We start from the raw sequence: 25107 nt of genomic DNA, 5'->3' as shown, positions 1-25107 counted from the left end.
CCCGCAGGTGCGACGCCGGACCGCCCGACCCAGGCGTCAGGCTGCCGCTGTTCGACGGTGGCGTCTTGCGTTTCTGATGGGGGCGACACGCGACGACCCGTGATGGTCAGCGCACGACGATGGCGTCGCCGAGCCGGCTCTTCGCCTCGGTGGCGGCATCACGTACCGCCGCTTCCGGGGATTTGTCGCCCGTCCAGGCGGCGAGGAGTCCGTTCCACATGATGTCCCAATAGGTTCCGAGCTTGGCATCGTTGGGCATGGACACGGCCGACGGCAGCAGGCGCTTGGTCGCCTCGGAGGCCCAGCGATTGTCGGCGTAGAGCGGGATCCGCGTCTCCGCCTCCGAGATCGCGAGATGCGCCGAGCTCACGGCGTGCAGCACGTTGAGGCGCGGCTCCGAGGCGATCGTGACGAGTTGCGCCGCGATGTTGGCGTCGTCGTCGCTGCCCTGTTTGGTGATTAGATAGACCAGCGGGTGGGTGAGGGTGGTCGGCTTGCCACCCTTCTCTCCGGCAGGAATGAGCGCGAACAGTACCGTGCCGAAGAAGTCCTTGAGCTTTTCCTTGCCGGTGTAGCGGGCATAGTGCCAGGTGCCGCCATGCCAGAAGCCTGCCTTGCCGCTCGCGACGTCGGAATACCATTGGTCGGTCGGCAGGCCGATGTGGTTCTTCTTGGTTACGCCCATCGCCACCGCATCGGCGAAGAATTTGTAGAACTTGGTCATCGCGCCCTGGTCGAACACGAGCTTGGCGCTCTTCGGATCGAACATCTGGCCCCCGAAGGCGATGTAGAACTGCCAGAAATCCGGACCGTTCAGGTTGCGCGGATAGAAGCCGTAACCGGGGGCGACGATGCCCTTGTCCTGCATCTTCTTGGCATCAGCCAGCATGTCGTAGAGCGTGTACTGCCCCTTGCCGATGCGGTCCGGCAGCGCGGCGATGTCGGCGTCGCTCCAGCCGATCGCCTTCAGATGCGGGATCCAGGCGAACAGGGGCCGCGCCTCGGCATCCTGCGCCAGGCCGTAGGTCACGTTGTTGAACTTCGCCGAATTCGTCAGGTTGGGGAAGATGACGTTGAGCGGCCAGGAGTCCAGATCGACGAGTTCCTCGACCGGGCGCAGCAGGCCCGCTTGCGACCAGGCGGCGATGTCCTCATGGCCGGAGACGACGATATTGGGCCCCGTCTTCGACTGCGCCGCGAGAGTGAAGGCTTGCTTGAAACTATCCCAGTCGTTGAAGACGCGCGTGTCGACCTTGATCTTGAGGTCCTTGCCTTCGGCCTGAGCCTCCCGCTGCAACTGCTCCGCTGCGAGCTTGATGTTGTCGACGCGGTAGTGCTCGGGGTCGCTCGTGCCGCCCGACCACACTGTGATTGTGAAATCCTTGGCGAGGGCCGGTGCGCCGGCTCCGACGGCGGCGAGCGTGGAAGCAGCTACGGCCAGCCGGCGCAGCGCCACGTTGAAGCCCTTGAACATGCCGATCCTCCCTGAGCCGGACGGCCGTCTTATCGTTTTTGGCCGCGAGTCCGATGAAGCCGGACGCCTATCTTGTAAGCCGATTGGCCAACGGATTGTAAGCGGATCTGCACAGCTGTGCATCAAGATTTCCCTTGTGGGCGCGAGTTCAGGACGTTACGCACCTCATAGTGATGCACGGCTGTGCAATGGTTTTATGACTGGCCGCGGTTGCTTCTTTGTCGGGCCGTCATATCCCAATGGCGAGAGACCATGGCGGACGCCCACTACACACGGTATGCGCGGCGTTTCACGAGCGCATTGCAGGTGGCCAAGCTCGCCGGCGTGTCCCGTTCCGCCGTGTCGCGTGCCTTCACGGATGGAGCAAGCATTGCTCCGGAAACCCGCGAGAAGGTGATGCAGGCGGCCCAGGCTCTCGGCTATCACGTGAACGACCTCGCCAGGGGGCTCTTGGCGCGGCGCAGCCGCCTCGTCGGCATCGTCGTCACCAAGCCGGAGGAGGGCATCCGGGCGCAGCTTCTCGCCGCGCTGACCGCCAGGCTGATTCGTCGTGGCAGCGTGCCGATTGTCCTCAACACCGGCCTGACGGTGGAGGAGAGGGCGTCGGCGCAGCGAATCCTGATGGGGCACATGGCCGAAGCGGTGATCGTGCTGTCGGGTTCGCCGCCGTCCAGCTTCGTAGAGGCGGCCCGCCGCAACGGCCAGCCCGTCATCGTGCTCGGCCGGTCGGAGCCGGATACGGATCATCTGATGGCGAACAACGCCGCCGCCGGGCGGACTGCGGCAGCGCTGTTCCACGGCCGCGGCTTCACGCGGCTCGGCCTAGTCAGCTCTTGGGCCGGCACACTCAGCCTCACCGAGCGCGAACACGCCTTCCAAGATGAGGCGCAGCGCCGGGGGCTAGCGGTCATCGTCGGTCGCGGCGAGGTGTCCGACTACGAAAGCGGCGTCACGGCGGCCAAGGCCCTTCTCGACAGGCAAAGCCCCCCTCAGGCGGTCTTCTGCGTCAACGATCTCCTGGCCCTCGGCCTCATCGACTATGCACGACGGGAGCGGCGCCTCACTGTGCCCGAGAACCTGTCCGTCATCGGCTTCGACGATATTCCCCAGGCCTCGTGGGGCGCCTATCGGCTGACGACCTTTCGGCAAGATCCGGTCGTCACCGCTGATCAGGCGATCCGCCTCATCGAATGGCGCCAGGCCCATCCGGATCTGCCGTCGGTCACGCATGTCATCGAGGCACCGCTGGTGCTGCGGGAAACAGCCGTCCCGGCACCAGGCTTTTGCGTCGGCGAGCAGGCGCCCCATCGCCGGAGAAGGCGATGATGGCGCGGTTTTTTAAGTACGAAGCTAAGCTCGCTCAGGGTCATGAACTGCCTCATGCGAAGGATTGGAGTGCGCCCCGAAGGCGCGTGTCAACAGTGGAGGAAGATTCCACCCAGAGAGTTGTCGATTGATCTGGCAGCTGACGAGCGGTTCGGAGGGCAACCGACCGATCGGAGCCTTGTGACAAAGGCCGTCTTTGGACGGTTGAGCGATCCAATGGGCCGTAACGTGAGTAAAGTCTGGGCAGGCCTTGTATGGGGCTTTTGAAGTCAAGCAGATATTTTACACCACTCTCTACTTCCTTCATTCCAGTTTCTTTGTTCGACACGGAATCCCGTTTCTTCGCCCCGACCCACACGTGTTGAGGCCGACGCGCACAGGGCCTGTCAAGGTCGGCCGTCGCTCTGCCCTCTGGCCGCACGTTCCGTCGTTTCAAGGCCGCGCCTTGACAGACACGAGCACGGCGGCCACGCTGGTTGTGGTCGGGACGATGATCAGAGGGGAGCTTGCCATCGGGCGCGATCATCGCGCCACAACCTTGTATTCGGTAGGTCTGTAGTGACCTGACCATGATGCAGTCATGCGCATCGGCGGCGAAGCTCCTCGGCGGCGGACCCATTCTCGAAACCGGTTTCAAAACCATGGCGTGCTTCGGGTGACCGCCACCTCGGATCGTCATCGGACACTGACGATGTTCTGCTCGTCGGCCTCCGAGAGCTTGTCTTTTCTAAGTCTTCTCCCTCACGCTGCTCGCAATACAACGCCAGCCGGAACCTCGCCGGTGGTTGCCAGACGCCACAAGGCAATTAGCAATTTGCGCGCCAGAGCTACGATTATTGTTTTGCGATTTCTGCCACCCTCAGTTCGGGTCCGATACCACTGGGCCAATGCACTGTCCTTCTGAAACAGCAAAAAGCGCCAAGCCAACTGAATCATTCCGCCGCGTACCCGTGCGTTGCCCGCCTTGGCGAGCTGTGTGTACCGAAAACCTCATCCGAGTGTGATACCGCGTTGGAATCGCCTAAGCTGGCGCGATGATCGGGCTGTTCTGCTTCGCTCTGGCCGCCCTGGCCTCGCCATTCAGGTCGAAGTTGCGGCTTGAAGCCGAGAACGCGGTGCTGCGACATCAGTTGATTGTCTTGAGACGCAGGCGGCGTAGCCGCCTTCGGCTCACGAACCTTGATCGCTGGTTCTTTATCCAGCTGTATCGCTGGTTTCCAGCAATCCTAAAGGTCCTCACGATCATCCGGCCTGAGACGCTTGTGCGTTGGCACAGAGCCGGATTTCGCTGCTACTGGCGTTGGAAGTCGCGCCAACGGGGAGGGCGACCGCCAGTCGAGACGGAGCTGCGCGTCTTGATCCGGCGCATGAGCGTCGAAAATCCGCTTTGGGGCGCGCCACGCATCCACGGCGAACTGCTCAAGCTCGGGTTTGAGGTCGCGCAGTCGAGCGTCGCCAAGTACATGGTCAAACGCCGGGTGCCACCCAGCCAGGGATGGCGAACCGTCTTGCACAATCATGCGCCAGATGTTGCCGCCATGGACTTGTTTGTTGTCCCGACCAATAGCTTCGGCCTGCTCTATGCTTTCGTCGTCGTTCGGCTAGACCGCAGACATCTTGTCTGGATCAACGTCACGGCACATCCAACCGCCGAATGGGTCGCGCGTCAAATAACGGAGGCATTCCCCTGGAATGAGGCTCCGCGCTACATGATCCGGGACCGGGATTGCATCTACGGTGCAGTGGTGACACGCCGACTGCGTGCCATGGGTATTCGCGACAAGCCTATTGCACCAGCCTCACCCTGGCAGAATGGCTTTGTCGAGCGGCTGATCGGATCGATCCGGCGCGAATGTGTGGACCACATCATTGTCCTGGGCGAGGCACATCTGCGCCGGATTCTGAAATCTTACGCTTGCTACTATAACACGACACGAACGCACTTGGCCTTGGATAAGGATGCGCCCGTTTCTCGCCCAGTTCAGCGAACCGGTGTGGTCAGGTCACTTGCCATCCTGGGCGGACTTCATCACCGCTACCTCAGGATTTAGGTTTTCGGTATACACAGCCCCGAAACTGCGGGACGATGGCGCCTGGCGCTGGTTGGCTGCGGCCGGCATGACGAAGGAAGCAGCGTTACCGCAATTCAACTCAGTCCGTATCACCGTAAGCACAATCTGCCGGGTCAGCTTCGTGTGCGCCCAAGCTCGGATCGAAGCGGAATAGGGTAGAGCAATAGGGGCAGACGATCTCACTGGCATCGCCCATCTTGAGGTAGATGTGTGGGTGATCTTGCGGCGGTCTATCCCCAATGCACTTGAACTCGCGGCAACCAATGCGCACGATCGGCACCCCGACTTCATTATGAAACGTCGGATAACTTTCCATCTGCGGCGCGGCTTAGGCGCCCGGTCGATGATGCAAAGTGCCGGGGATGGATCGTCGAGCGAGGGCCCGATCAGCACCCGGTGAGCGGCGCCCCTCTTGCGCGGTTGCCGTAAGACGTACCCATAGCGACACGTCCATCGTCAGTTTCTCCCACCACGGGAGAGGGTTGGAAGCTAACGCACCTGCAGCGGCTCGGGGGGCGCTATCGCCGCGACGCGGTGCTTCACTGCGTTCTGCACCTTCGCGAAGGCGCCCACCTCGATCTGGCGCACGCGCTCGCGCGAGATGCCGAATTCCTCGGCCAGTTCCACGAGCGTGATCTGGTCCTCGGCGAGCCGGCGTGTCTCGAAGATGCGCCGCTCGCGCGTGTTGAGCACGGTGAGCGCGCGGGACAGCGTCTTGCGGCGGTTATCGAACTCCTCGCTCGCGGCGAGCGTCGTCTCCTGGTCCGGGGATTCGTCCAGCAGCCAGTCCTGCCACTCGCCGGACTCGCCGTCCTCGTGGATCGCGGCGTTGAGCGAGGCGTCGCCGCGGAGCCGCCGGTTCATGTAAATCACGTCCGTTTCGGTGACGCCGATCCTCCGGGCAATGATCTTCACCTGGTCCTGCCGCATATCGCCACAGTCGAGGATGGAGATTTTGCTCTGGTGCCTTGCGCAGGTTGAAGAACACCTTCTTCTGGTTGGCCGAGGTGCCCATCTTTACCAGCGACCACGAGCGCAGGATGTATTCCTGGATCGCTGCCTTGATCCACCACGCGGCGTAGGTTGCGAACCGGAAGCCCTTCTCCGGCTCGAAGCGCTCGACGGCCTGCATCAGGCCGACATTGCCCTCGGAGATCGCCTCAGAGATCGGCAGGCCGTAGCCGCGATAGTCCCTGGCGATCTTGGTCACGAGCCGCAGATGGCTGGCGATGAGTTCGTGCGCTGCGTCGCGATCGCCGTGCTCGCGCCAGCGCTTGGCTAGTAGGTATTCTTCCTGGCGCTCCAACATCGGGAACCGCCGAATTTCCTCAAGATAATGGGTGAGGCCGGGGTCGGCCGTAAGGATCGGCAGGGGCGCGTTGCGGGCCATGATCAAGCCCTCAAACTAGTTTCGAAACAAAATTATCTGCATCCAATCGGTTGTCAAGTTAATTTCGAAACACTATTATATTTGCAAAGAGGCAGTCATGTCAGCGCGCGAAACGGCAGAGCTCCTGCTGCAGGTGGGACGGCTCGTACAAGCTGAGGGCTATGACGGTGAACTCAGTCCGGCCCAATGGATGGCGCTCCGCTTCTTCGCCCGTGCCAACCCGTTCTCGCGGACCCCGTCGGCATTCGCAGAATTTCAAGCGACAACCCGCGGCACTGCAACACAAGCCATTAAGGCGCTTGAAGCGGGTGGGTACTTGGTCCGACAGCCATTCAAGACGGACCGGCGAAGCGTCAGTCTGCGACTGACGAGCAAGGGCAAAAAAGCGCTTGCACGCGATCCGTTCGAGGTTCTGGTGCGCGCCGTGGATTCGCTCGACGCGACAGAGCGAACTGCGATGCGTCGCGCCCTGCACCAAGTGCTGTCCACTCTAGCTACGGGTGGGGCGCATCGGCGGATCGGTGTTTGCCAGGACTGCACGCACTTCGGCAGAGAGATGTGCGACAACCTGGCGAGCACGGGCTCCTCGGCCACTGAATGCCTGCTTCTGGGTGTTCCGATTCAGCCAGAGGACGTAGGTCTTCTGTGCGTCCATTTTCAACCAATAAACGAGCACCGCGAGGACGGACGGACGACACCATGAATGAGTTCACCACTGCAATCTGTTGAAAGGGCGCTTAATTGACCTTCGTCGTCAACGAGAGCTGTATTCGCTGCAAAATCATGGACTGCGTCGAAGTGTGCCCCGTGGACTGCTTCTACGAGGGCGAGAACATGCTCGTCATCCACCCGGACGAATGCATCGACTGCGGGGTCTGCGTGCCGGAATGCCCGGTCGACGCGATCAGGCCCGACACCGAGCCGGGGCTAGAGAAATGGCTGTCGCTGAATGCGGAATACGCGAAAATCTGGCCAAATATTATGGTCAAAAAAGCGCCCCCGTCTGACTCTAAGGAGTGGGAGGGGAAGCCGGACAAACTCCAACACTTCTCACCAAATCCCGGCTCGGGAGATTGAGGCGGACAGCGCCCGTGCCGCAACATTCACCTTCGCAGTTTGCGAGCCTTATGCGGGCGAAGGTTGACACGAGGGGCAAGCAACATGACCGAAGCTCTTTCCAGCAAAACCTGTACTCCCTGCCGCGGGGGAATACCCCCACTCACGCGCGAGCAAGCTGAGCTCTTTCACGCACAGGCCCTGGACTGGCAACTGGCGGAGGAAGCTCACCGCATCGAGCGGAGCTTCCGGTTTCGCAATTTCCGCGAGGCGCTTACCTTTGTTCAGGAGATTGGTGAACTCGCGGAAGCCGAAGGCCATCATCCGAATATCAGCTTCGGTTGGGGCAATGCGACGGTCTCTCTGCAGACCAAGAAGATCAAGGGACTGCATGAGAACGACTTCATCTTGGCCACCAAGATTGACCGCATATTCGCTCGGACGGCCACGGCGTGAACGAGTTCGTCGTCCTGCAACTTGCGCCCCTTTTTTCGGCGCCGAGCGCGTTCTTCGACGAGCAGCAGACTGATGCAGCGATGCGATAGCCGTTGGAGCCCTGCTTCGATTGGGGTCAAAGCAATCTGCACTTCCGCCTTTGGCGCTTTTGGGACGAATTGATCCCCGGCGGACCCGTCTTGTCGAAATCGGCGCGATTGGACATGCTCTTGCTCAGTCGCCTGATCACCTGCGTCGGGTAGTCAGGTGAAAGGTTATCGCTGATAGACCCCGACGAGGGTCGCTTCGGCGATAAGATGCCGGCGTGCTTCTCGCTCGACCTCGCGGCAGGAGGGCTTCGTGCCGAGCGACAGGTGGTCGACCGACAACGCCAGCAAACGAAAATGATAGCGGTGACGTCCGTGACCGCGGGGCGGGCAGGGGCCGCCGTAGCCCACCCGGTGGAAGTCGTTGATCGCCTGCTTGAATTGTACAGCGCCACTGCGGTGGCTGGCGCCCTCGGCAAGTGCTGTTTGTGCAGCGTCAATGTCGTAAACGGCCCAATGGTGCCACGTGCCTGAGGGCGCATCAGGGTCGTCACAAAGGAGGACGAAGCTGGCGGTCATTTCAGGTGCGGCCTGCCAGTCCAACGGTGGGGAGAGGTCTTCTCCATCGCAGGTGAAACGGTGCGGGATCGCTGAGCCGCCAGAAAAGGCATTTGAGCTAAGCTGCATTGGTTGCCTCCTCGTTGTTGGGATGGCGGCGCCCGCCGCCCTGGTCCTCGCGGGGTATAGGGCGTCTCGTCGAGGATTCCCTCGACCTCTACGGGGCGATCATCGCCCGCAGCGTAGTGGCAGCTGGCACCTGCCTGATTCAGCACGTCACGTGAAAAAGCCCTATCTTTTTTGCATGCGACCTATTGAACGTACGGATCGCTTCAGGGGTCGGCTGCAACAGCACCTTGCAGCCCCTTTTCACGAAATACGCCTCAGCTTCCGGCGATAGATGCACATTGCCCAACTGGCCCGAGCCGAGAATTAGCTGCTCGCATCCGTTCTCAAAGACGAACTTCGCTTCGTCCTTCGAGAGCACATGAGAGGTGCCGTACGACTTCTTCGATAGCTTCTTCTTTCGCTTCACCACCTCGCCGGAGAGACGAATGATCACGTCGTGCTCATAGGTTTTTCCGTCAATCGTGATGGTGCCGAACGTGGTGCGATCGATCTCCATGGCCTGTTTCTGATCGCTGCACGAGGCCGTGAAGGACGGCCCTTCGGAAGAAACGTATGGCGCAGCCCGCCGTCGGGCAAGCGCTGGGTCGGGTTGAAGTGTCGCGGGACTCTATGCCCGGATGGGGTTTCGGGAGAGTTCCAGAGAGCCTCTTCAGGATGAACTCGCTCCGGACGGCGGCACGGCCCCGCCCGCGCGGGCGCCACGGCAACCGCCCGAAAGAACTTGGGTAATTGACCTCTGCGGGAGTATGTAATTTTCTGACGTGCGAAGGCGCGACGTCAGAAATGGGCGCGACCGTGAGTTCTGGGTCGATCGCGTTTTCCACTCGCCGACGGCCATAAGCGCGCTTCAGCGCGCAAGTCCACGGAACGCGGCACCGCGGGCGGAGAGGGGAGACCTAGCTTCAGGTGCGGACGATATGCTGCGTCGCAGCTATTGGCCAAAGGTCCCAACAGTTGCCATTGGAAACGCGGGATCGCTGCAAGGCGCCGGCGCATTTGGGTAAGCTGACAACATGATTGCGCTGTTCACAGATTTTGGGTTGCACGGCCCGTATACTGGTCAGATGAAGGCGGTGCTGCACCAGATGGCGCCGGGCATACCCATTATCGATCTCTTTGCCGATGCTCCGGTCGGCAATCCTAAGGCATCAGCGTATCTGTTGGCGGTTTATGCCGCATGGTTTCCGGCGGGAACCGTCTTTCTCTGCGTCGTCGATCCCGGCGTCGGCGGGCCGCGGCCGTCCATTTTTCTCGAGGCCGACGGCCGATGGTACATCGGTCCCGGCAACGGCTTGTTCGAGCTGGTCCGGCGCCGTGCCCGAGAGACGCGCAGCTGGGACATCGACTGGAAGCCGGATCGCCTCTCGGCCAGTTTTCACGGGCGCGACCTCTTCGCGCCGGGCGATCGCCCAACTTAGCGTCCATCCTGACCAAGCCGCCGTTCATCCCAGAAATTGAGAGCACCTCTGTCCGCCAATTAGGGTATATTTTGTTCTGCTTGAAGACCGAAACCCCTAATCCTCATCGAGTCCAGGATGAGGGAGCCGCTTCAACCTGAACTGCAGCCCCAGCACGCGGGCCCGCTGCTTGAGGTGGAAGATTTGCATGTCCATTTTCTCACCTCGCGCGGGGTGGTGCGGGCGGTCGAGGGGCTAAGTTTCAGTGTGGGGCGCGGCGAAGTCGTCGCCATCGTCGGGGAATCGGGGTCGGGCAAATCGGTCTCGGCGCTCTCGATCATGCGCCTCCTGCCGCGACACACCGGCCGCATCCCACAGGGCCGCATCTTATTCAATGGCCGCAATCTGCTCGAGCTCGACGAGGAGCAGATGCGCGCAATCCGTGGGCGCGACATTTCGATAATCTTCCAGGAGCCGATGACGTCGCTTAATCCGCTGCTCACCATCGGGCTGCAGATCACCGAACCGCTGACCATCCACCTTGACATGAACGGGGAACAGGCGCGCGCCCGCGCCATCGAGCTGCTTCGGCTCGTCGGCATCCCCGACGCCGAAGGACGACTTGATCAATACCCGCACCAATTCTCAGGCGGCATGCGCCAACGTGTCATGATCGCGATCGGGCTTGCCTGCAATCCCAAGCTGATCATTGCGGACGAGCCGACCACCGCGCTGGACGTGACCATTCAGGCGCAGATCCTCGAGCTGATGAAAGATCTGTCGCGCACGCTCAACATTGCGCTTGTTATCATCACACACAATTTGGGCGTGGTTGCGCGCTACGCCGATCGCGTCATCGTGATGTACGCTGCGCGTCTGGTAGAGCAGGGCTCGGCCGAGGCGATATTCCATCGCCCGCGCCACCCGTATACAATGGGCCTGTTGCGCTCGGTGCCGCGGCTCGATCGCGCGCGAGGAGCGAACCTCGAAACAATCGAAGGTCTGGTTCCGAATCTCACCAGCGCACCGCCCGGCTGCCGCTTTGCGCCGCGCTGCCCTTTCCGCATTGAAATTTGCGCGCACGAGCCGGTGCTCGCGTCGACAGACACCGGTGGACTATCGCGCTGCCATCGCCATGAAGAGATAGCCTCCGGAACGATTGTGTGGGAGGCGAGCCGCGCCGCCGGGCGGCGGACGGCGACGCAAGGTGCCGAGCCGCTCCTGTCGGTGCGGGGCTTGACCAAGCATTTCCCGGTGCGCGCCAGATTCGGACGCAAAGCCGTGGTCGTGTGCGCAGTCGAGGGCGTGAGCTTTTCGATCTATCCCGGGGAGACCGTGGGCCTGGTCGGCGAATCCGGCTGCGGCAAGACCACCGTCGGCCGACTGATCCTGCGGCTCGAACAACCAACCGCTGGAGAAATCACGTTCGACGGCATAAATGTTGTTACCGCTTCGCCAGCCGAGCTGCAGACAATTCGACGCAAAATCCAGGTCATCTTCCAGGATCCCTACGCGTCGCTCAATCCACGCATGACGGTCGGCCAGATCGTTGGTGAGCCGGTGCACGTCTACAAGCTCGTTCCCGACCGCAAAGCAGCGGATGCGCGCGTCGGAGAATTGCTCGGCCAAGTCGGCCTGCGCCCGGAGCTCGCGGAGCGATATCCGCACCAGCTTTCCGGCGGCCAGCGCCAGCGCGTCGGTATCGCGCGCGCGCTCGCCATGGAGCCGTCGTTCATCGTCTGCGACGAGGCGGTGTCCGCGCTCGACGTGTCAATCCAAGGCCAGATCATCAATCTGCTCGAGGATCTGCAGCACCGATTGGGGTTAGCCTATCTCTTCATCGCGCACGACCTCGCCGTAGTCCGCCACATCTCGATGCGCGTGGTGGTCATGTATTTCGGTCGGGTGGTGGAAATAGCAGATCGCGATGAACTCTATCGCAACCCATTGCACCCATATACCAAAGCTCTGCTCGACGCCGCCCCGATCCCCGACCCGACAGTCGAGAAGGCGCGCGCACCGCGTCTCATCCAAGGCGAGTTGCCCAGCCATCTCACGCCGCCGACTGGATGCGTCTTCAATACCCGTTGTCCGTTTGCCAGCGCAGAATGCTGTGCGACGATTCCGCCACTGGAGGAGAAACGGCCGGGACATTATGCTGCCTGCATCAAAATCTGACGACGGGAGGGCGATAGCACACGAGGAAATGCCATGGAAACAAGACGCGCCGTGCTAAGGCACGTGAGTGGCGCGCTCGCCCTCGGCATGGGCGGGTTAAACTTCGCTACCGTGCAGGCTCGAGCGCAGACACCCAAACGCGGCGGCACGCTTACATTCGCGATTAGCGCTGAGACGCCGCACTACGATCCGCATGGGAGCGATACCTATGCAACGCTGCATTTCGCGGCGCCGTTTTACTCCACGCTTCTGCGCTTCAACCTGTCCAAGTTTCCGGAGGTCGAGGGCGATCTGGCGCAATCCTGGACGGTCGCAGAGGACCTGACGAGCTACACCTTCAAGCTCCGCCCCAGCCTGAAATTCCACGACGGCACGCCGCTCACCTCGGCCGATGTGAGGGCAACCTACGAGCGGCTGCGCAACCCGCCGCAGGGCGTCGTGTCCACCCGCAAGGCCACGTTCGACGACATCGGCACGATTGAGACGCCCGACCCGACCACGGTCATTTTCAAGATGAAGAACCTCAACGCGTCGATGCTCGAACATTTCGCATCGCCTTGGAACATCATCTATTCGGCGAAAGACCTTGCCGAAAATCCGGCAGGCCCACGTACCAGGATCAACGGCACCGGCCCGTTCATCTTCGTCGAGCACGTCAGGGGCAGCCACGTCTCCGGCAGGAAGAACGAGAGCTATTTCAAGCAGGGTCTGCCGTATCTCGACGGGTGGAAAGGTGTGTTCACGCTGCAGGCCGCCGCCATGCTCAACGCGGTGCAGGGCGGGCAGGTGCTGGGCGAGTTTCGCGGCATTTCGCCAGCCGAGCGCGACCGGCTGGTGCAGGCGATGGGTGACAAGATTCGGATCGAAGAATCGAGCTGGACGCTCAATCTCCTCGTTTGCTTCAACGTGGAAAAAAAGCCATTCGACGACGTGCGGGTCCGCCGCGCCCTCTGCATGGCGATCGATCGCTGGGGCGGCAGCCAAGGCCTATCCCGCATCTCAACGCTTCGCGCGGTCGGCGGCCTGATCCGACCCGGTTCGCCGTTCGCGACGCCGGAGTCGGAGCTGGTCAAACTTCCCGGTTTTTCGAAGGACATCAAGAAGTCCCGCGAGGAAGCCAAGAAGCTGCTAGCAGAGGCCGGGGTGCCGAACCTGAAGTTCACCTTGCACAACCGCAACCTCGCCATGCCCTACACGCCCGCCGGCATCTTCCTGGTCGACCAATGGCGGCAGGTCGGCGTCGAAGTGGAGCACAAGCAGTTCGACACCGCGCCCTATCTTGCCACGATGAACGCCGGCAACCACGAGGTGGCGATCGACTTCTCGAACCTGTTCATGGATGATTCCAGTCTCGGGTTAGCCAAATATCTGTCTGTCACGCGTGCGCCGGAAAACCGCTCGCGCTCGAACGATCCGGAGCTCGACAAACTATATGATGATCATCTGCGCGAGCGCGACGTCGAAAAGCGCAAGGCGATGATTCGGGCGTTCGAAAAGCGGCTGTTCGAGCAGGCTTACCAGCAGCCGCTGCTATGGTGGCACCGCATTGTGGCGACCCACAAGGTGGTGATGGGCTGGAAAATGTCGCCCAGTCACAATCTCGGTCAGGATCTGGCAGAAGTTTGGCTGAACACTTGAGGCAACTTCGCCCTATCGCACAAGAACGAGGTCGAAAACGGAACGAAGGCATCGCAACGTGCTCCGCTACACGATCAACCGTGTGCTGCTAGCGATCCCCACGCTGCTCGGCGTGGCGATCCTAGTCTTCTTGATGCTGCGCATCGTTCCTGGCGATATCGTCGAGGTGAAACTGCGCGGTGACGGCGGGGCCGTCTCGCAGGAAACAATCGAAATGGAGCGCCACAAGCTCGGCCTCGACAAGCCACTCGTCATTCAATTCAAGGACTGGATGGTGGGCGTCGCAACGCTCAATTTCGGCAAATCGATGTGGACTGAACGGCCGGTGATGGAAGAGATCTCGCTTCGGCTTGAACTCTCGCTGCAGGTCGCGATCATGGCGACGATCTTTGCGGTGCTGATTGCCATTCCATTGGGCACAATGGCCGCGCTTTTTCGCGACACCTGGATCGACTATCTGATGCGAATAGCCACGATCGGCGGAATTTCGATTCCCGCGTTCTGGTTCGGCATGCTGATCATGTCGGCTCTGCTCGCCGCCTTCAACTGGTTACCGCCGATCACCTTTACGCCGATCTACGTCGATCCCATCGCCAATCTGACCCAGCTGATCTGGCCTGCGCTTGCTGTCGGTTACCGCTACTGTGCGGTGACGGCGCGTATGATCCGCTCCTCTCTGCTCGAGGTACTCAACGAAGACTACATCCGGACCGCGCGCGCCAAAGGCGTGTACGAGAGGCTTGTGATCTCGCGCCACGCATTACGCAACGCCTTGTTGCCGGCGATCACTGTCATCGGCCTAGAATTCACCTTCCTGATCGGCGGGCTCGTGGTAACGGAGCAGGTGTTCAATCTCAACGGCATCGGAATGCTCTTCGTGCAAAGTGTGTCGCGCAACGACTTTACGCTGATTCAAGGCATGGTGATGCTGATCGCCGCGTTCTACGTATTCGTCAATCTGCTGGTCGACCTGCTCTATGCCGTGTTCGATCCGCGCATCAGGTATTGGTGATCCGTGTCGATAATCACCCCCACTCTGCCTGCGCCGATGTCGGAAGTCCGGAAACTCAGGGCATTTGCGGAATTCTGCCGTCAGCAGCCGCTTGGGGCCACCAGCTTCATCATCATCTGCGCGATGCTGATCGCCGGGATTTTCTGTGAATGGGTCGCGCCATATGATCCGTTAGCGGTCGATTTTGCTTCGCTGCTTGCCGCGCCATCGTGGGATCATTGGTGCGGCACGGACGCCTTCGGTCGCGACATCTGCTCGCGCCTGATCTATGGCTCGCGCACGGCTCTGGTGATCGGTTTCACCTCGTCTTTCGTTGGCTCCTCGGTCGGTGCCATTCTCGGCATCGCATCGGCCTATTTCGGCGGCCGGATCGACAACTGGATCCAGCGCGCGGTGGATGTGCTTTTGGCGTTTCCAATCATCGTACTCGCCCTCGTCGTGGTGGCGGCGTTCGGCAAGCTGCTCGTGGTGGGCATCGACGTAAACTTGATCTTCGCCATCGCCATCCCGATCGTGCCGCGCGTCGCGCGCGTGGTGCGCGCGGCGGCTCTGTCGGTGCGGGGCATGCCCTATGTCGACGCGGCGCGTACCGCGGGTTATTCGCACACCCGGATCATCTTTCGGCACATGGCGCCGAACGTGGTCGCGCCGTACCTCATCATGCTGACCGCGTTCGTCGCGCAGGCGATCCTGGCGGAGGCATCGCTGTCGTTCCTGGGACTCGGCGTGCAGGAACCGACCGCGGCCTGGGGCCTGATGCTGTCGGGCAACGCCGCTGATTTCTACCGTCAGGCGCCGTGGATGATCTTGTTCCCGGGCGTTGCTATCAGCGTTGCAGTATTCGCCTTCAATTTGTTCGGCGACAGCTTGCGTGACTACCTCGATCCACGCTTCAAGGTGTAGCCATGCTTTAAGCTCCGACACCACCGGTTCGGTCTCCCGTTGCGTAGGTCGTCAGTCGGGGAGACGTTCGGCTTTGCGTCGGCATTTTTTGCGAGGTGTCTCGACAAACATTGATGCTCGTCGGTTTGAGTCTCCGCTCAGTGCGACATCAATGTGGGTTTTGTCATCGAGGCAAGCATACCACGTGTCGTCCCGCCAAGAATAAATTCGCGCAGCCGGGAATGTCCGTACCCGCCCATGACAATGAGATCGGGAAATGTATCGGCTGCATATGACAGGATTGCATTTGAAACGTCGATCTTGCTGACGGGAATGCGCTCAATCGTGACGTTCACTCCGTGACGGGTCAGATGGGTCGCGATATCCGCTCCCGGAAGATCTGTGCTCTTCACGCTCTGAATGTCCGCAACAACAATACTCGCCTTGCCAGAGCGGGTAAGAAACGGCATGGCATCGGCGACCGCTCGCGCGGCTGCCCGGCTGCCATCCCAGCACACCATGACATGATCGAGCTTGAGGCGATCCTTCTGTATAACAGGAACGATGAGTACTGGTCTTCCCGATTCAAACAGCGTCGCCTCAATGACCATATTTTTGGCCGAATGATCCCTGCCGCCTTCAAATTGGCCAACGACGGAAAGATCGAATCGTCTTGCGATATGCGCAAACTGGGTTGGTACGTCGCCAGTGCCAGCTTCAATCCTGCGCGTCTCGGCTGAAACGCCGGCGCGACGGGCCGCCTCGTCGAAGGCGGCGGCCACGGAATCTGCGCGTTCCTGAGCCTCCGCTTCCGGGGCTCGGCTAAAGCCTGTCGGCAAGCCAACGCCACCAGCCATTGCCGGGTAGGCAAAGGCGATCCCCACGATGTGTGCGCCGAATGTTTCCGCAACCGAATAGGCGTAATTGGAAACTCCATCTTGCGATGTCCCGTAGGACAGGTTGACAAGAATATCCTTGATCATGTGTCTGCCTCCAGTTTGGGTGATCGCTTGTCGACGCCGTTTACAGTGTCTATCTTCTAAGCATGATGATTATCCAGGTAGCGAGCCCGGCGTAGCCAGGGCGAATGGAGCCGGCCACGCACCCAGCGACAAGCTGGCGATGTCTCACCTCCCTGCCTTTTCGATATAGTAATAGCTCTCAGCGTTCCTAGTGGCTCTGCGTTGCTGGCTTTGCTCGCCGTCTGACGGTGTCGGATTTGCCTGCCGTCCCGAGTCACTCTCCAACTTCCCGGTCGGAGCAAATTGCCCTCAAACTTTTGCGTGTGAGTCCCTCTCGTTGCATCTGCGCTAAGGGCACTAGGCGAAGATCTGGATCAATCACGACACGGCTACGGCCTCAAATCCGTTCGCATAGCGGAAATCGACTCTTCCTCAACAACCCAGTCGAATGTGGCCCGCATTTTTTGCGGCGACGTTATCGGAGGGCAGGCGAAGAGACTTCTGTTGATCAGGACCCGGTGCCTAGAAGTGACAAATCGTCACCGCGCCGAAGCGCGCCTGACCGTCCTAGGGCTTGGCTTCCGCTGGCGCGCCCGCAGAAACCCGGCGCGGCTTGGGTTGCAGGTCATGGTCTGCCGAAGTGCTCGGCTGGTCCGGCCGGAGGAGACGTCGGACCTGCTTCAGGAATGGCGCATCGCTTAGAATGGAGTGCTGGTCCTATGGTATTGAAATATCGAGATAATTTACGAATTTGCTGCGCGTGGAATTAGGCACGCTTCTGACGTATCCATCCTTTGGCAAGATTGCGATACGGAATGGACCCGGGAGTCGGCGCGAAAATCGAGCGCGCCACCACGACCCGAGGATCATGCGCGACTAGCCGGGCCTGATTGTCAGGCAGAAATTCCGCTGCATCGGGCAACAGCGTTCTTGGATGGAAGCACGGTTGCTGCGTTGTCAACATTTCCTGATCGTGGGATAATTATTGTCAGCTAATGTCAGCGGGAGTCTCGTCCTGCTGTTGACCGGCACACAACCTCCCGCTGAACCGTCAAGCAATGGGAGGGAAACATGTCATCCCGTGCATCTCGTCGCTTCGGCCTTTCGCGCCGCGACGTCATCAAGTCCGCTGTAGGTGTAGCCGCAGCCGTCGGACCTTATTTCCACGTTGCGCCGGCCCGGGCTGCCAAGACGCTGAAGATCCTGCAATGGAGTCACTTCGTTCCCGGCTACGACAAGTGGTTCAACAACACCTACACCAAGGAATGGGGTGCCAAGAACGGCACCGAGGTCATCGTCGACAACATCAACCTCGCCCTGATCCCTTCACGCGCAGCGGCAGAAGTTTCGGCGCAAAAGGGCCACGACCTCGTGATGTTCCTCGCGCCACCGTCGGTCTTCGAAGAGCAGGTCGTCGACATGACGGAGGTCTATGCCGAGTGCGCGGCGAAGCACGGCAAGCCGATCGATCTCGCGGTCAAGAGCACCTACAACCCCAGGACCAAGAAATACTTCGCATTCTCTGACAGCTTTGTGCCGGATCCCGTCAACTACCGCTCGGACCTATGGGGAGAAATCGGCATGAAGCCCGACACCTGGGACAACGCCCGCGTCGGCGGCAAGAAGATCAAGGACAAGACCGGCATTCCGGTCGGCATCGGTCTTTCCGCCGAGATCGACACGGCGATGGCCATGCGGGCGATCATGTACTCGTTCGGCGCGCACGAGCAGGACGCCGAGGGCAACCTCGCCATCAATACCAGGGAAACCCTCGAAGCGCTCAAATTCGTCAAGGCGCTGTTCCAGGAAACCGAAACGCCGGAAGTGTTTGCCTGGGATGCGTCGTCCAATAACCGGCAGATGCTCGCCGGTCGATCGTCGCTGGTGCTCAATGCGATTTCGATCACGCGCGCCGGCGAAAACGACACGCTTCCGATCCACGAGAAGATCGCCCTTGCCAAGCCGCCGAAAGGTCCGGTCCGCCAAATCGGACTCGAACACCTGATGAGCTGCTATCTGATCTGGAAGTTTTCCGAGAACATCGATGGTGCCAAGAGATTCCTAGTCGATTACGTCGACAGCTTCAAGAGCGCGTTCATGGCGAGCGAATTCTACAACTTTCCCTGCTTCTCAGATACGGTGCCAGATCTCGCACAGACCATCTCCAAGGATTCCAAGGCGGTGCCGCCGGACAAGTACGCGGTCCTCTCGGACGTGCTCGATTGGGCAACCAACGTCGGCTATCCCGGCTATTCCAGTGCTGCGATCGACGAAACGTTCAATACCTGGGTGATCAATACGATGTTCGCCGAAGCAGCGGCAGGCGCCGAGACTCCGGAGGACGCTCTCAAACGCGCGGAGGTCAAGATGAAGGCGATCTGGGCGAAATGGAAAGATCGGAAGATGATCTGATCGTCTCGCTGGGCATTGCCGTTGGGGCACACGAGTTCTGAGCCCAACGGACCGTGCCTGGCACCGAGGCCGTTCCGGTGAACCGCTTCGCAGGGTGGGCAATCGGGAGTCGCGCTTGGCCATTGTGGAAACACGTCGTCTCACCAAGCTTTTCGACGAGGTCCGTGCTGTCGACAGCATCGACCTCGTCGCCAAGGAAGGAGAGTTCCTGGTTCTGCTCGGCCCATCGGGATGCGGCAAGACGACGTTGATGCGCTTGATCGCCGGCCTTGAGCGACCAACCTCAGGTGACGTTGTGATTGATGGAAGCACCGTGACCGGGCTCCCGCCGCGCGCACGAAATGTCGCCATGGTGTTCCAAAGTTACGGACTCTATCCGCACCTCACCGTCGCGAAGAACATTTCGTTTCCGCTGCGTGCAGTCGGCGTGCCAAAAGAAGCAATCCGCAAGAAGGTCGCCTGGGCGGCCCAGGTCTTCGGCATTCAAGGCTTGCTTGACCGCAAGCCGCGTCAGTTGTCGGGCGGAGAGCGGCAGCGCGTCGCTCTTGCGCGCGCGGTGGTGCGTGAGCCAGTCGTCTTCCTTCTTGACGAACCTCTGTCGAATCTCGATGCCAAGCTGCGCAACTCGGCGCGCGACGAGCTAAAGCAATTTCAGCGCAGCCTTGGCACCACCACCATCTACGTCACCCATGATCAGGCCGAAGCCATGGGCTTGGGCGACCGCATCGCTGTTCTCAATCAAGGTCGTGTCCACCAGATCGGCACTCCGCACGAGATTTATGGCTCGCCGGCCGATACCTTCGCCGCCACGTTCATCGGATCACCGCCGATGAATCTGATCGAGGATAGCAAGACCTGGATCGGATTCCGGCCGGAAGCGTTCCTGCCGAAGGAAGTTGAACCGGATGGCAACATCGTCGACTTTCCGTTTCGCGTCACACGCATCGAGTATCTCGGTGCTGACCGCTTGGTTTACGGCGTCATCGACGGCCGCATACCCGAGGCGCACGTGATCTCCAAGATCCCGTCGAACGTCCGCACCCATATTAAAGCCGGCGAGGTCTACGATTTTGTTGTGCGGCGCTTGGACATCGCCCGCTTCGACAAGGAGAGCGGGCGGCGCATCGACGGAGGTGCGACGTGACGTCAATCATCGCGGGGACGGCTCGCAGGACCCGCGCGCAGGACCGCTTCCTGTCGCGTCTTGCCGATAACGACCGCTGGCTGTGGCGCGCCATGCTGGCGCCCGCGATCCTCTACATTGTTCTGCTGGTGGGCTTTCCCTTCCTGCTTTCGATCTATTACAGCCTTTCCAGCGCGACGGTCGCCGGCCAGGAGGCGCACTTCGTCGGGCTGGAAAATTTCCGGCGGATCGTCGACAGCCGCACTTTCTGGCTTTCGCTGCAGAATACAATCGTCATCACCGTCGTCTCCCAGTTTTTCGTCATGGTGCTCGCCAATATTCTGGCGACGGCGCTTGCCATCGATTTCCGCGGCAAATGGCTGGTTCGTCTGTTGATTCTGCTGCCGTGGGTGGCGCCGATCTCGCTTGGCAGCATCGGTTGGCTCTGGATCTTCGATTCGATCTACAGCGTCATCAACTGGACGGCGCGCGCAGCCGGTCTGCTCGGACCGAACGAATGGCCGATCTGGCTCGGCCAACCAACCCTGGCAAAGGCGTCGATCATCGCCGTCAATGTCTGGCGCATTCTTCCGCTGGCGACCGTGATCATCCTGGCCGGCCTGTCGTCGATCCCGCAAGACATCCACGACGCGGCAGAAGTGGATGGCGCCGGGTTCTGGCGCCATCATTTCCAGATCACAACGCCGTTGATCTTGCCGATTACGCTGGTGGCGTTGTTGTTCGGCATCATCTTCACCTTCACCGACTTGATCGTCGTGTTCGTTCTAACGCGTGGCGGTCCTTACGACACCACGCAAGTCATTGCCAGTTGGGCCTATTTCACCGGCATTCAGGGAGGTGATCTTGCAGGAGGCGCGGCCATCTCCCTATTCCTATTTCCTGTTCTCGCGGGCGTTGCCATCCTATTCCTGTGGCTCGCCCGGCGCACGGAGGTTACGTGAGATGACCCCTCGATCAGCCAGCGGACGTCGTATTGCCAAGCAGGCCGGCCACGCTGCCATCCTGACTTTCTTTGTGACCTTCCTTGCGTTCCCGTTCTACTGGATGCTGATCACCACGTTCAAAACCACGCAGGACCTGCACAATACCGAAAACAACCCTTATTTGTTCAACGACCCACCGACACTAAGGCATCTGTCGGTGCTGTTCGAGGACACGCAGTATCTGCAATGGCTGTTGAATACCGGCTTCGTCGGAGTGGCCGTCGTGATCATCACGCTCGTGCTCGCAGTCCCGGCAGGCTACGCGCTCGCGCGCATCGCCGGTGCATGGGCGCAAACCCTGGGCGTCACTATTTTCCTCACTTATCTGGTACCGCCGACGATCCTGTTCATCCCGTTCTCGCGCATCATCGCGATACTGGGATTGCAGGATTCGGTGTGGTCGCTCATCCTTGTTTATCCGAGCTTCACCGTGCCGTTCTGTACCTGGCTTCTGATGGGTTTCTTCAAGGCGATCCCGCGCGATCTCGAGGATGCTGCCATGATCGACGGGCTGAGTCGTTTCGGGGCATTCATCAAGGTGGTGATGCCGATTTCGGCCGCCGGAATACTGACGGCGGTGATCTTCGCCTTTACTTTAGTGACGCAAGAGTTTGTCTATGGCGTCACGTTTATCACAGCGTCGTCGAGCTATACGGTGAGCGTCGGAGTGCCGACCTTTCTTGTGCGGGGCGACGTCTATTTCTGGGGCTCGATGATGGCGGCCTGCCTGATCGCGAGCGTGCCAATTGCGGTCATCTATAATTTCTTCGTCGCTCGTTTCGTAGCTGGCTTTACCATGGGAGCGATCAAGTGACGCGCGAAACCGGATACGCTCCGCGTCACGATACCATGTCAGGTTTTGGCAGAGTGTGTCGCAAAAGTCCCGGAATGCCGGGGCCAGGGTTCCGGTCGACGAACGATTTGGGAGGCGGTGTGGTCGACGCCGGAGACCGGCGCGCCGATTCTTGCCGATCGCGCGCCCGCCATCGACTGCCGCATCATCGATGTCGCTAAGGCGGGTACGCGTGAAGTGGTGGTGGCACTGCAGAGATCGGACTGTGCAGATAACCTGATTTATTTTCGCCGTGGCTGACACGTTGTGCTGGCCGATCCAGCCTGACAGCAGTCGGAACGATTTCAAGTGTTGCGCCCGGACCGCGATCCAGTGCCTTCGAGTCGTGGGCGTCAGCTCTTTGGCGCGACGCCGGTCAACGAGCGTGTTCTCATCGATGGCAATTGTGCATTCGCCATCGGCGACACGCATGTGGCCGCTGCGCCAGGAGACGAGGCGACGTCTGCTATCATTCCCGCAGTGAGAAGCCCGAGTTCGCGTGGAAGTACTACGCATCTGTCGTCGAGGCTGCGAAGAACGTCGGCTGCCTCATTGTGGCCGCGCCGGGCGGCGCAGACACGTTTCACATGATTGGCGATGAGGTGCTGTCGGCGCTGGGACCGAACGGCTTCCTGCGCCGAAATCAGATGGATATGATCCACTGCTCGGGACTGGCAGTACAGCGGCGATCTGAGGATCGACGGCAAACGGTCGCTCACGAGTGTACCTCTTCTTGTTCGCAAGGGCGCTCACCACGGCATCGTGAACGGCGGCGTGAACAAGGGCAAGATTTCGCGGCGCGAGCGGCACCGTAGCGGAGTGTGTCAGCATCTCCCTCACGGCGACTTCATTCCAGCGATAGACCGGTCCGCCAACGTCCCACCCCCGCGCCTGCGCGATTTCGGAAACGTTTCGATTGGCGACCATCGTCTTGAGAGCGGTTAGTTCGCGTGCCGCGGCCTCTCCGGTCTGCGGGGGCGTAGTCTTGAGTTCATCGACAGCGGACAGGATCCACGTCGATTGTTCACCCGCGGCTTCAAGTTGAGCGGCCCCGCAGCCGCAACCAGCCACGCTGCTTGCCAAGGAACGGCTGAAAGGCGTCATCGGCGATCCCCTATGAAGGACCGGCGCCAGACCGAAAGCCTTTATTTTTGCGCTGGAGGTGGCTGAACGCCGTTTCTGCCGCCCCGGCCAGACGCCAGTGGGACACCTCCTGAAATCGGCACGCTGCGCGAATGCGCGCTCCCTTCATCGACAGTGGGCCCCAGGCGGCCTGAAAATCAACGTGGCTCGTCGTCGCTGCCGGAGCGGCGGGAGCCTACGAGGAGTTGGGCTGTTGATGCCTGCTTTGGGGCATTTATCATTCTTGTTGTGTTTCATCGCGCCTACTGCGTCAGAGACGATTCCCAGTTTTCACGAATGGCTTGATCAGGGAAAAAGATCAGGCGGGGCCAGCTGTGCGGCAATTGGAATCGACCTTCGCTCGATATGGCGGCCTGCGTATCGGTGCCGCATAAGTCATGTTGCCGCGCGGTCAAAACCCGCGCGACGATAGGTAGCATTGTGTTTTTGGTCGCAAAGGCACGTCCTTTTTAAGAGCGGATTTTATCGATCGTGGGTACGCTCTCGATAGAGGCCGGCGCATGCTTGAGCTTTGGAACAAATGGTACGAGACCTTGGCCTCGATCGAGACGCTTGCCACTGTCGTCGTTATTGTCGTGGTGGCTGCTGGCGTTATTACGCTAGTGTCCTGAACCAGAAGTTCGCAACATCGGGGCGTGTTTTGCCGGGGCATTGTAACGGCAGAAGCGCTCGATGGAAGCAAGGATGTCATCGGCGGATTTGGAACGGTTTGGGATCGGCGTTGTGTCGTTCGATGAACGAGGCGATGTCCGCCCTGAAAGCGGCCACGCTGCGATAGACGCCGCGCCTGATCTTCGTATCGGTGAGGAGCGCGAAGAAGCGCTCGACTTGGTTGAGCCATGACGAACTGGTCGGGGTCAGGTGCACGTGCCAACGCGGCCTTTTGGCCAGCCATCTGCGGATCATTGGGGTCTTGTGCGTGACGTAATTGTCCATGACGAGATGGACGTCGAGTTCGCGCGGTACGGCAGCTTCGATCTCGTCAAGGAACTTGCGGAACTCGGCGGTGCGGTGGCGCCCGTAGCACTTGCCAATGACTCGTCCGGTCGCAATATCGAGGGCGGCGAACAGCGATGTGGTGCCATGCCATTTGTAGTCATGGCTCCTTCGGGCCGCCTGGCCGGGACGCATCGGCAGCATCGGCTGGCTGCGGTCCAGCGCCTGGATTTGGGACTTCTCATCCACACACAGAACGATGGCGTGCTCCGGCGGTGAGACGTAGAGGCCCACGACATCGCGCACTTTGGCCACGAAGTTCGGATCGGTCGAGAGCTTGAACGTCTCCATCCGGTGCGGCTGGAGCCCGGAGGCCCGCCAGATGCGTTGGACCGTCGACACCGATAGGCCGCTGGTCTTCGCCATGTCGCGGGAACTCCAATGAGTAGCGTTCTCAGGGCAGCTCTCCAACGTCCTCACGATCACGGCTTCGATGCGGGCATCGTCAATCGTGCGCGGCGCGCCGGAGCGCGGCTCGTCGTGCAGCCCGGCCACACGCTGCTCCATAAAACGCCGCCGCCACTTGCCTACGGTCTGCCGGTCCAGCCCCAGCTTGGCCGCCACTTCCGTGTTCTGACCACCCTCCGCACAGGTCAGCACAATCCGGGCTCTCAGAGCCAGCGCCTGCGCCGTCTTCCGCCGCATCGTCAGCGACGTCAGTTCGGCACGCTCATCAGCGCTCAATATCAGGGGAGCAAGTTGCTGGACCGCCATTGGAGACTCCGTCGCTGTGCCTCCATCCTTGGCTGTCCCTGTCGGAAACCCTAATCCATCTGGTACGTGAGGTCGAATCGCGCAATGCTTCTGTCTCATGAGAGAAGCTTACAGCCTGGTCTGGTCGGTGCTGGTCCTATTGTTCCGGTCGCGGGTCTCGTTGGAAGCTGAGATCCTGATCCTTCGTCATCAACTTAACATCCAGCGACGGCATGTGCCGAAGAGAGTGCCCTTAAGTGCGATGGATCGCCTGATCTTTGTTGGTCTGTATCGTTTGGTGCCAAATACCATCAAGGCGTTCACGATTGTGACGCCGGGTACCGTCAT

At 60.5% G+C, this 25107-nt stretch carries 20 protein-coding genes and 2 pseudogenes; 15 read left to right on the top strand and 7 right to left on the bottom strand.

Going from position 1 to position 25107, the window contains the following annotated elements:
- Positions 1-106 precede the first annotated feature (106 nt).
- A complete protein-coding gene (locus NLM33_RS15780; protein ID WP_254096926.1) occupies positions 107-1474 on the bottom strand; it encodes an ABC transporter substrate-binding protein in 1368 nt (455 codons plus the stop codon).
- A gap of 252 nt (positions 1475-1726) precedes the next feature.
- Between NLM33_RS15780 and NLM33_RS15775 the strand changes: the two genes are divergently transcribed.
- Complete coding sequence (locus NLM33_RS15775; RefSeq protein ID WP_254096925.1) at positions 1727-2800, top strand: LacI family DNA-binding transcriptional regulator; 1074 nt, start codon at positions 1727-1729, stop codon at positions 2798-2800.
- Positions 2801-3834: 1034 nt separating this feature from the next.
- Positions 3835-4851 (top strand): integrase core domain-containing protein, encoded by a 1017-nt coding sequence (locus NLM33_RS15770; protein ID WP_254096924.1) that lies wholly within the window; start codon positions 3835-3837, stop codon positions 4849-4851.
- 100 nt (positions 4852-4951) lie between these two features.
- On the opposite strand, the gene NLM33_RS15765 is transcribed toward NLM33_RS15770, so the two are convergent.
- Positions 4952-5188 carry a zinc-finger domain-containing protein gene (locus NLM33_RS15765; RefSeq protein ID WP_254096923.1) on the bottom strand — a complete coding sequence of 79 codons (237 nt, stop codon included), beginning with the start codon at positions 5186-5188 and terminating at the stop codon, positions 4952-4954.
- Between the two features lie 173 nt (positions 5189-5361).
- Positions 5362-6262: pseudogene (gene rpoH, locus NLM33_RS15760) on the bottom strand (RNA polymerase sigma factor RpoH).
- Positions 6263-6359: 97 nt separating this feature from the next.
- On the opposite strand from rpoH, the gene NLM33_RS15755 reads away from it, so the two are divergent.
- From NLM33_RS15755 to NLM33_RS15745, 3 genes are all read left to right on the top strand, one after another.
- Positions 6360-6965, top strand: coding sequence for a MarR family winged helix-turn-helix transcriptional regulator (locus NLM33_RS15755; RefSeq protein WP_254096922.1), 606 nt, complete (start codon positions 6360-6362; stop codon positions 6963-6965).
- A gap of 38 nt (positions 6966-7003) precedes the next feature.
- The gene (gene fdxA, locus NLM33_RS15750) at positions 7004-7339 is read left to right on the top strand and encodes a ferredoxin FdxA (protein ID WP_254096921.1); all 336 of its coding nucleotides are present in this window, start codon (positions 7004-7006) and stop codon (positions 7337-7339) included.
- Positions 7340-7423: 84 nt separating this feature from the next.
- On the top strand, positions 7424-7774 hold the full coding sequence (locus NLM33_RS15745; RefSeq protein ID WP_254096920.1) for a 4a-hydroxytetrahydrobiopterin dehydratase: 351 nt from the start codon (positions 7424-7426) through the stop codon (positions 7772-7774).
- 254 nt (positions 7775-8028) lie between these two features.
- On the opposite strand, the gene NLM33_RS15740 is transcribed toward NLM33_RS15745, so the two are convergent.
- Together NLM33_RS15740 and NLM33_RS15735 are read right to left on the bottom strand one after the other, a co-directional pair.
- Positions 8029-8487 carry a YbhB/YbcL family Raf kinase inhibitor-like protein gene (locus NLM33_RS15740; RefSeq protein ID WP_254096919.1) on the bottom strand — a complete coding sequence of 153 codons (459 nt, stop codon included), beginning with the start codon at positions 8485-8487 and terminating at the stop codon, positions 8029-8031.
- Positions 8488-8626: 139 nt separating this feature from the next.
- Complete coding sequence (locus NLM33_RS15735; protein WP_254096918.1) at positions 8627-8983, bottom strand: Mth938-like domain-containing protein; 357 nt, start codon at positions 8981-8983, stop codon at positions 8627-8629.
- Positions 8984-9500: 517 nt separating this feature from the next.
- On the opposite strand from NLM33_RS15735, the gene NLM33_RS15730 reads away from it, so the two are divergent.
- From NLM33_RS15730 to NLM33_RS15710, 5 genes are all read left to right on the top strand, one after another.
- Positions 9501-9905 (top strand): SAM-dependent chlorinase/fluorinase, encoded by a 405-nt coding sequence (locus tag NLM33_RS15730; RefSeq protein WP_254096917.1) that lies wholly within the window; start codon positions 9501-9503, stop codon positions 9903-9905.
- Between the two features lie 117 nt (positions 9906-10022).
- Positions 10023-12062, top strand: a complete 2040-nt coding sequence (locus tag NLM33_RS15725; protein ID WP_254096916.1) for an ABC transporter ATP-binding protein — start codon at positions 10023-10025, stop codon at positions 12060-12062.
- Positions 12063-12095: 33 nt separating this feature from the next.
- The gene (locus NLM33_RS15720) at positions 12096-13700 is read left to right on the top strand and encodes an ABC transporter substrate-binding protein (protein WP_254096915.1); all 1605 of its coding nucleotides are present in this window, start codon (positions 12096-12098) and stop codon (positions 13698-13700) included.
- 58 nt (positions 13701-13758) lie between these two features.
- Positions 13759-14712: an ABC transporter permease gene (locus NLM33_RS15715; RefSeq protein ID WP_254096914.1), complete on the top strand. Its 954-nt coding sequence runs from the start codon at positions 13759-13761 to the stop codon at positions 14710-14712.
- 3 nt (positions 14713-14715) lie between these two features.
- Positions 14716-15615: an ABC transporter permease gene (locus NLM33_RS15710; RefSeq protein ID WP_254096913.1), complete on the top strand. Its 900-nt coding sequence runs from the start codon at positions 14716-14718 to the stop codon at positions 15613-15615.
- Positions 15616-15752: 137 nt separating this feature from the next.
- Here the strand turns inward: NLM33_RS15710 and NLM33_RS15705 are convergent, their stop codons facing one another.
- Positions 15753-16577 carry a universal stress protein gene (locus tag NLM33_RS15705; protein ID WP_254096912.1) on the bottom strand — a complete coding sequence of 275 codons (825 nt, stop codon included), beginning with the start codon at positions 16575-16577 and terminating at the stop codon, positions 15753-15755.
- Between the two features lie 1050 nt (positions 16578-17627).
- Between NLM33_RS15705 and NLM33_RS15700 the strand changes: the two genes are divergently transcribed.
- The 5 genes from NLM33_RS15700 (at position 17628) to NLM33_RS15680 (ending at position 22188) form a co-directional block, all read left to right on the top strand.
- On the top strand, positions 17628-18968 hold the full coding sequence (locus tag NLM33_RS15700) for an extracellular solute-binding protein (RefSeq protein ID WP_254096911.1): 1341 nt from the start codon (positions 17628-17630) through the stop codon (positions 18966-18968).
- A gap of 124 nt (positions 18969-19092) precedes the next feature.
- Positions 19093-20112 (top strand): ABC transporter ATP-binding protein, encoded by a 1020-nt coding sequence (locus NLM33_RS15695; protein ID WP_254105812.1) that lies wholly within the window; start codon positions 19093-19095, stop codon positions 20110-20112.
- Complete coding sequence (locus NLM33_RS15690) at positions 20109-21053, top strand: carbohydrate ABC transporter permease (RefSeq protein ID WP_254096910.1); 945 nt, start codon at positions 20109-20111, stop codon at positions 21051-21053. Before NLM33_RS15695 ends, NLM33_RS15690 begins: the two co-directional genes overlap by 4 nt.
- A 1-nt stretch (position 21054) precedes the next feature.
- Entirely contained in the window at positions 21055-21909 is an 855-nt protein-coding gene (locus tag NLM33_RS15685; RefSeq protein WP_254096909.1) for a carbohydrate ABC transporter permease, read from the top strand.
- Between the two features lie 117 nt (positions 21910-22026).
- Positions 22027-22188 carry a flavin reductase family protein gene (locus NLM33_RS15680; RefSeq protein WP_254096908.1) on the top strand — a complete coding sequence of 54 codons (162 nt, stop codon included), beginning with the start codon at positions 22027-22029 and terminating at the stop codon, positions 22186-22188.
- 1481 nt (positions 22189-23669) lie between these two features.
- Here NLM33_RS15680 and NLM33_RS15675 read toward each other — a convergent pair.
- A pseudogene (locus NLM33_RS15675) lies at positions 23670-24780 on the bottom strand (IS630 family transposase).
- Positions 24781-25107: the final 327 nt, after the last annotated feature.

Origin of the sequence: Bradyrhizobium sp. CCGUVB1N3, assembly GCF_024199925.1 — a bacterium.
In the GTDB taxonomy this organism is placed as follows: domain Bacteria; phylum Pseudomonadota; class Alphaproteobacteria; order Rhizobiales; family Xanthobacteraceae; genus Bradyrhizobium.
The sequence above is the reverse complement of the archived record's forward strand: the minus strand, read 5'-3'. Positions and strand labels throughout refer to the sequence as shown.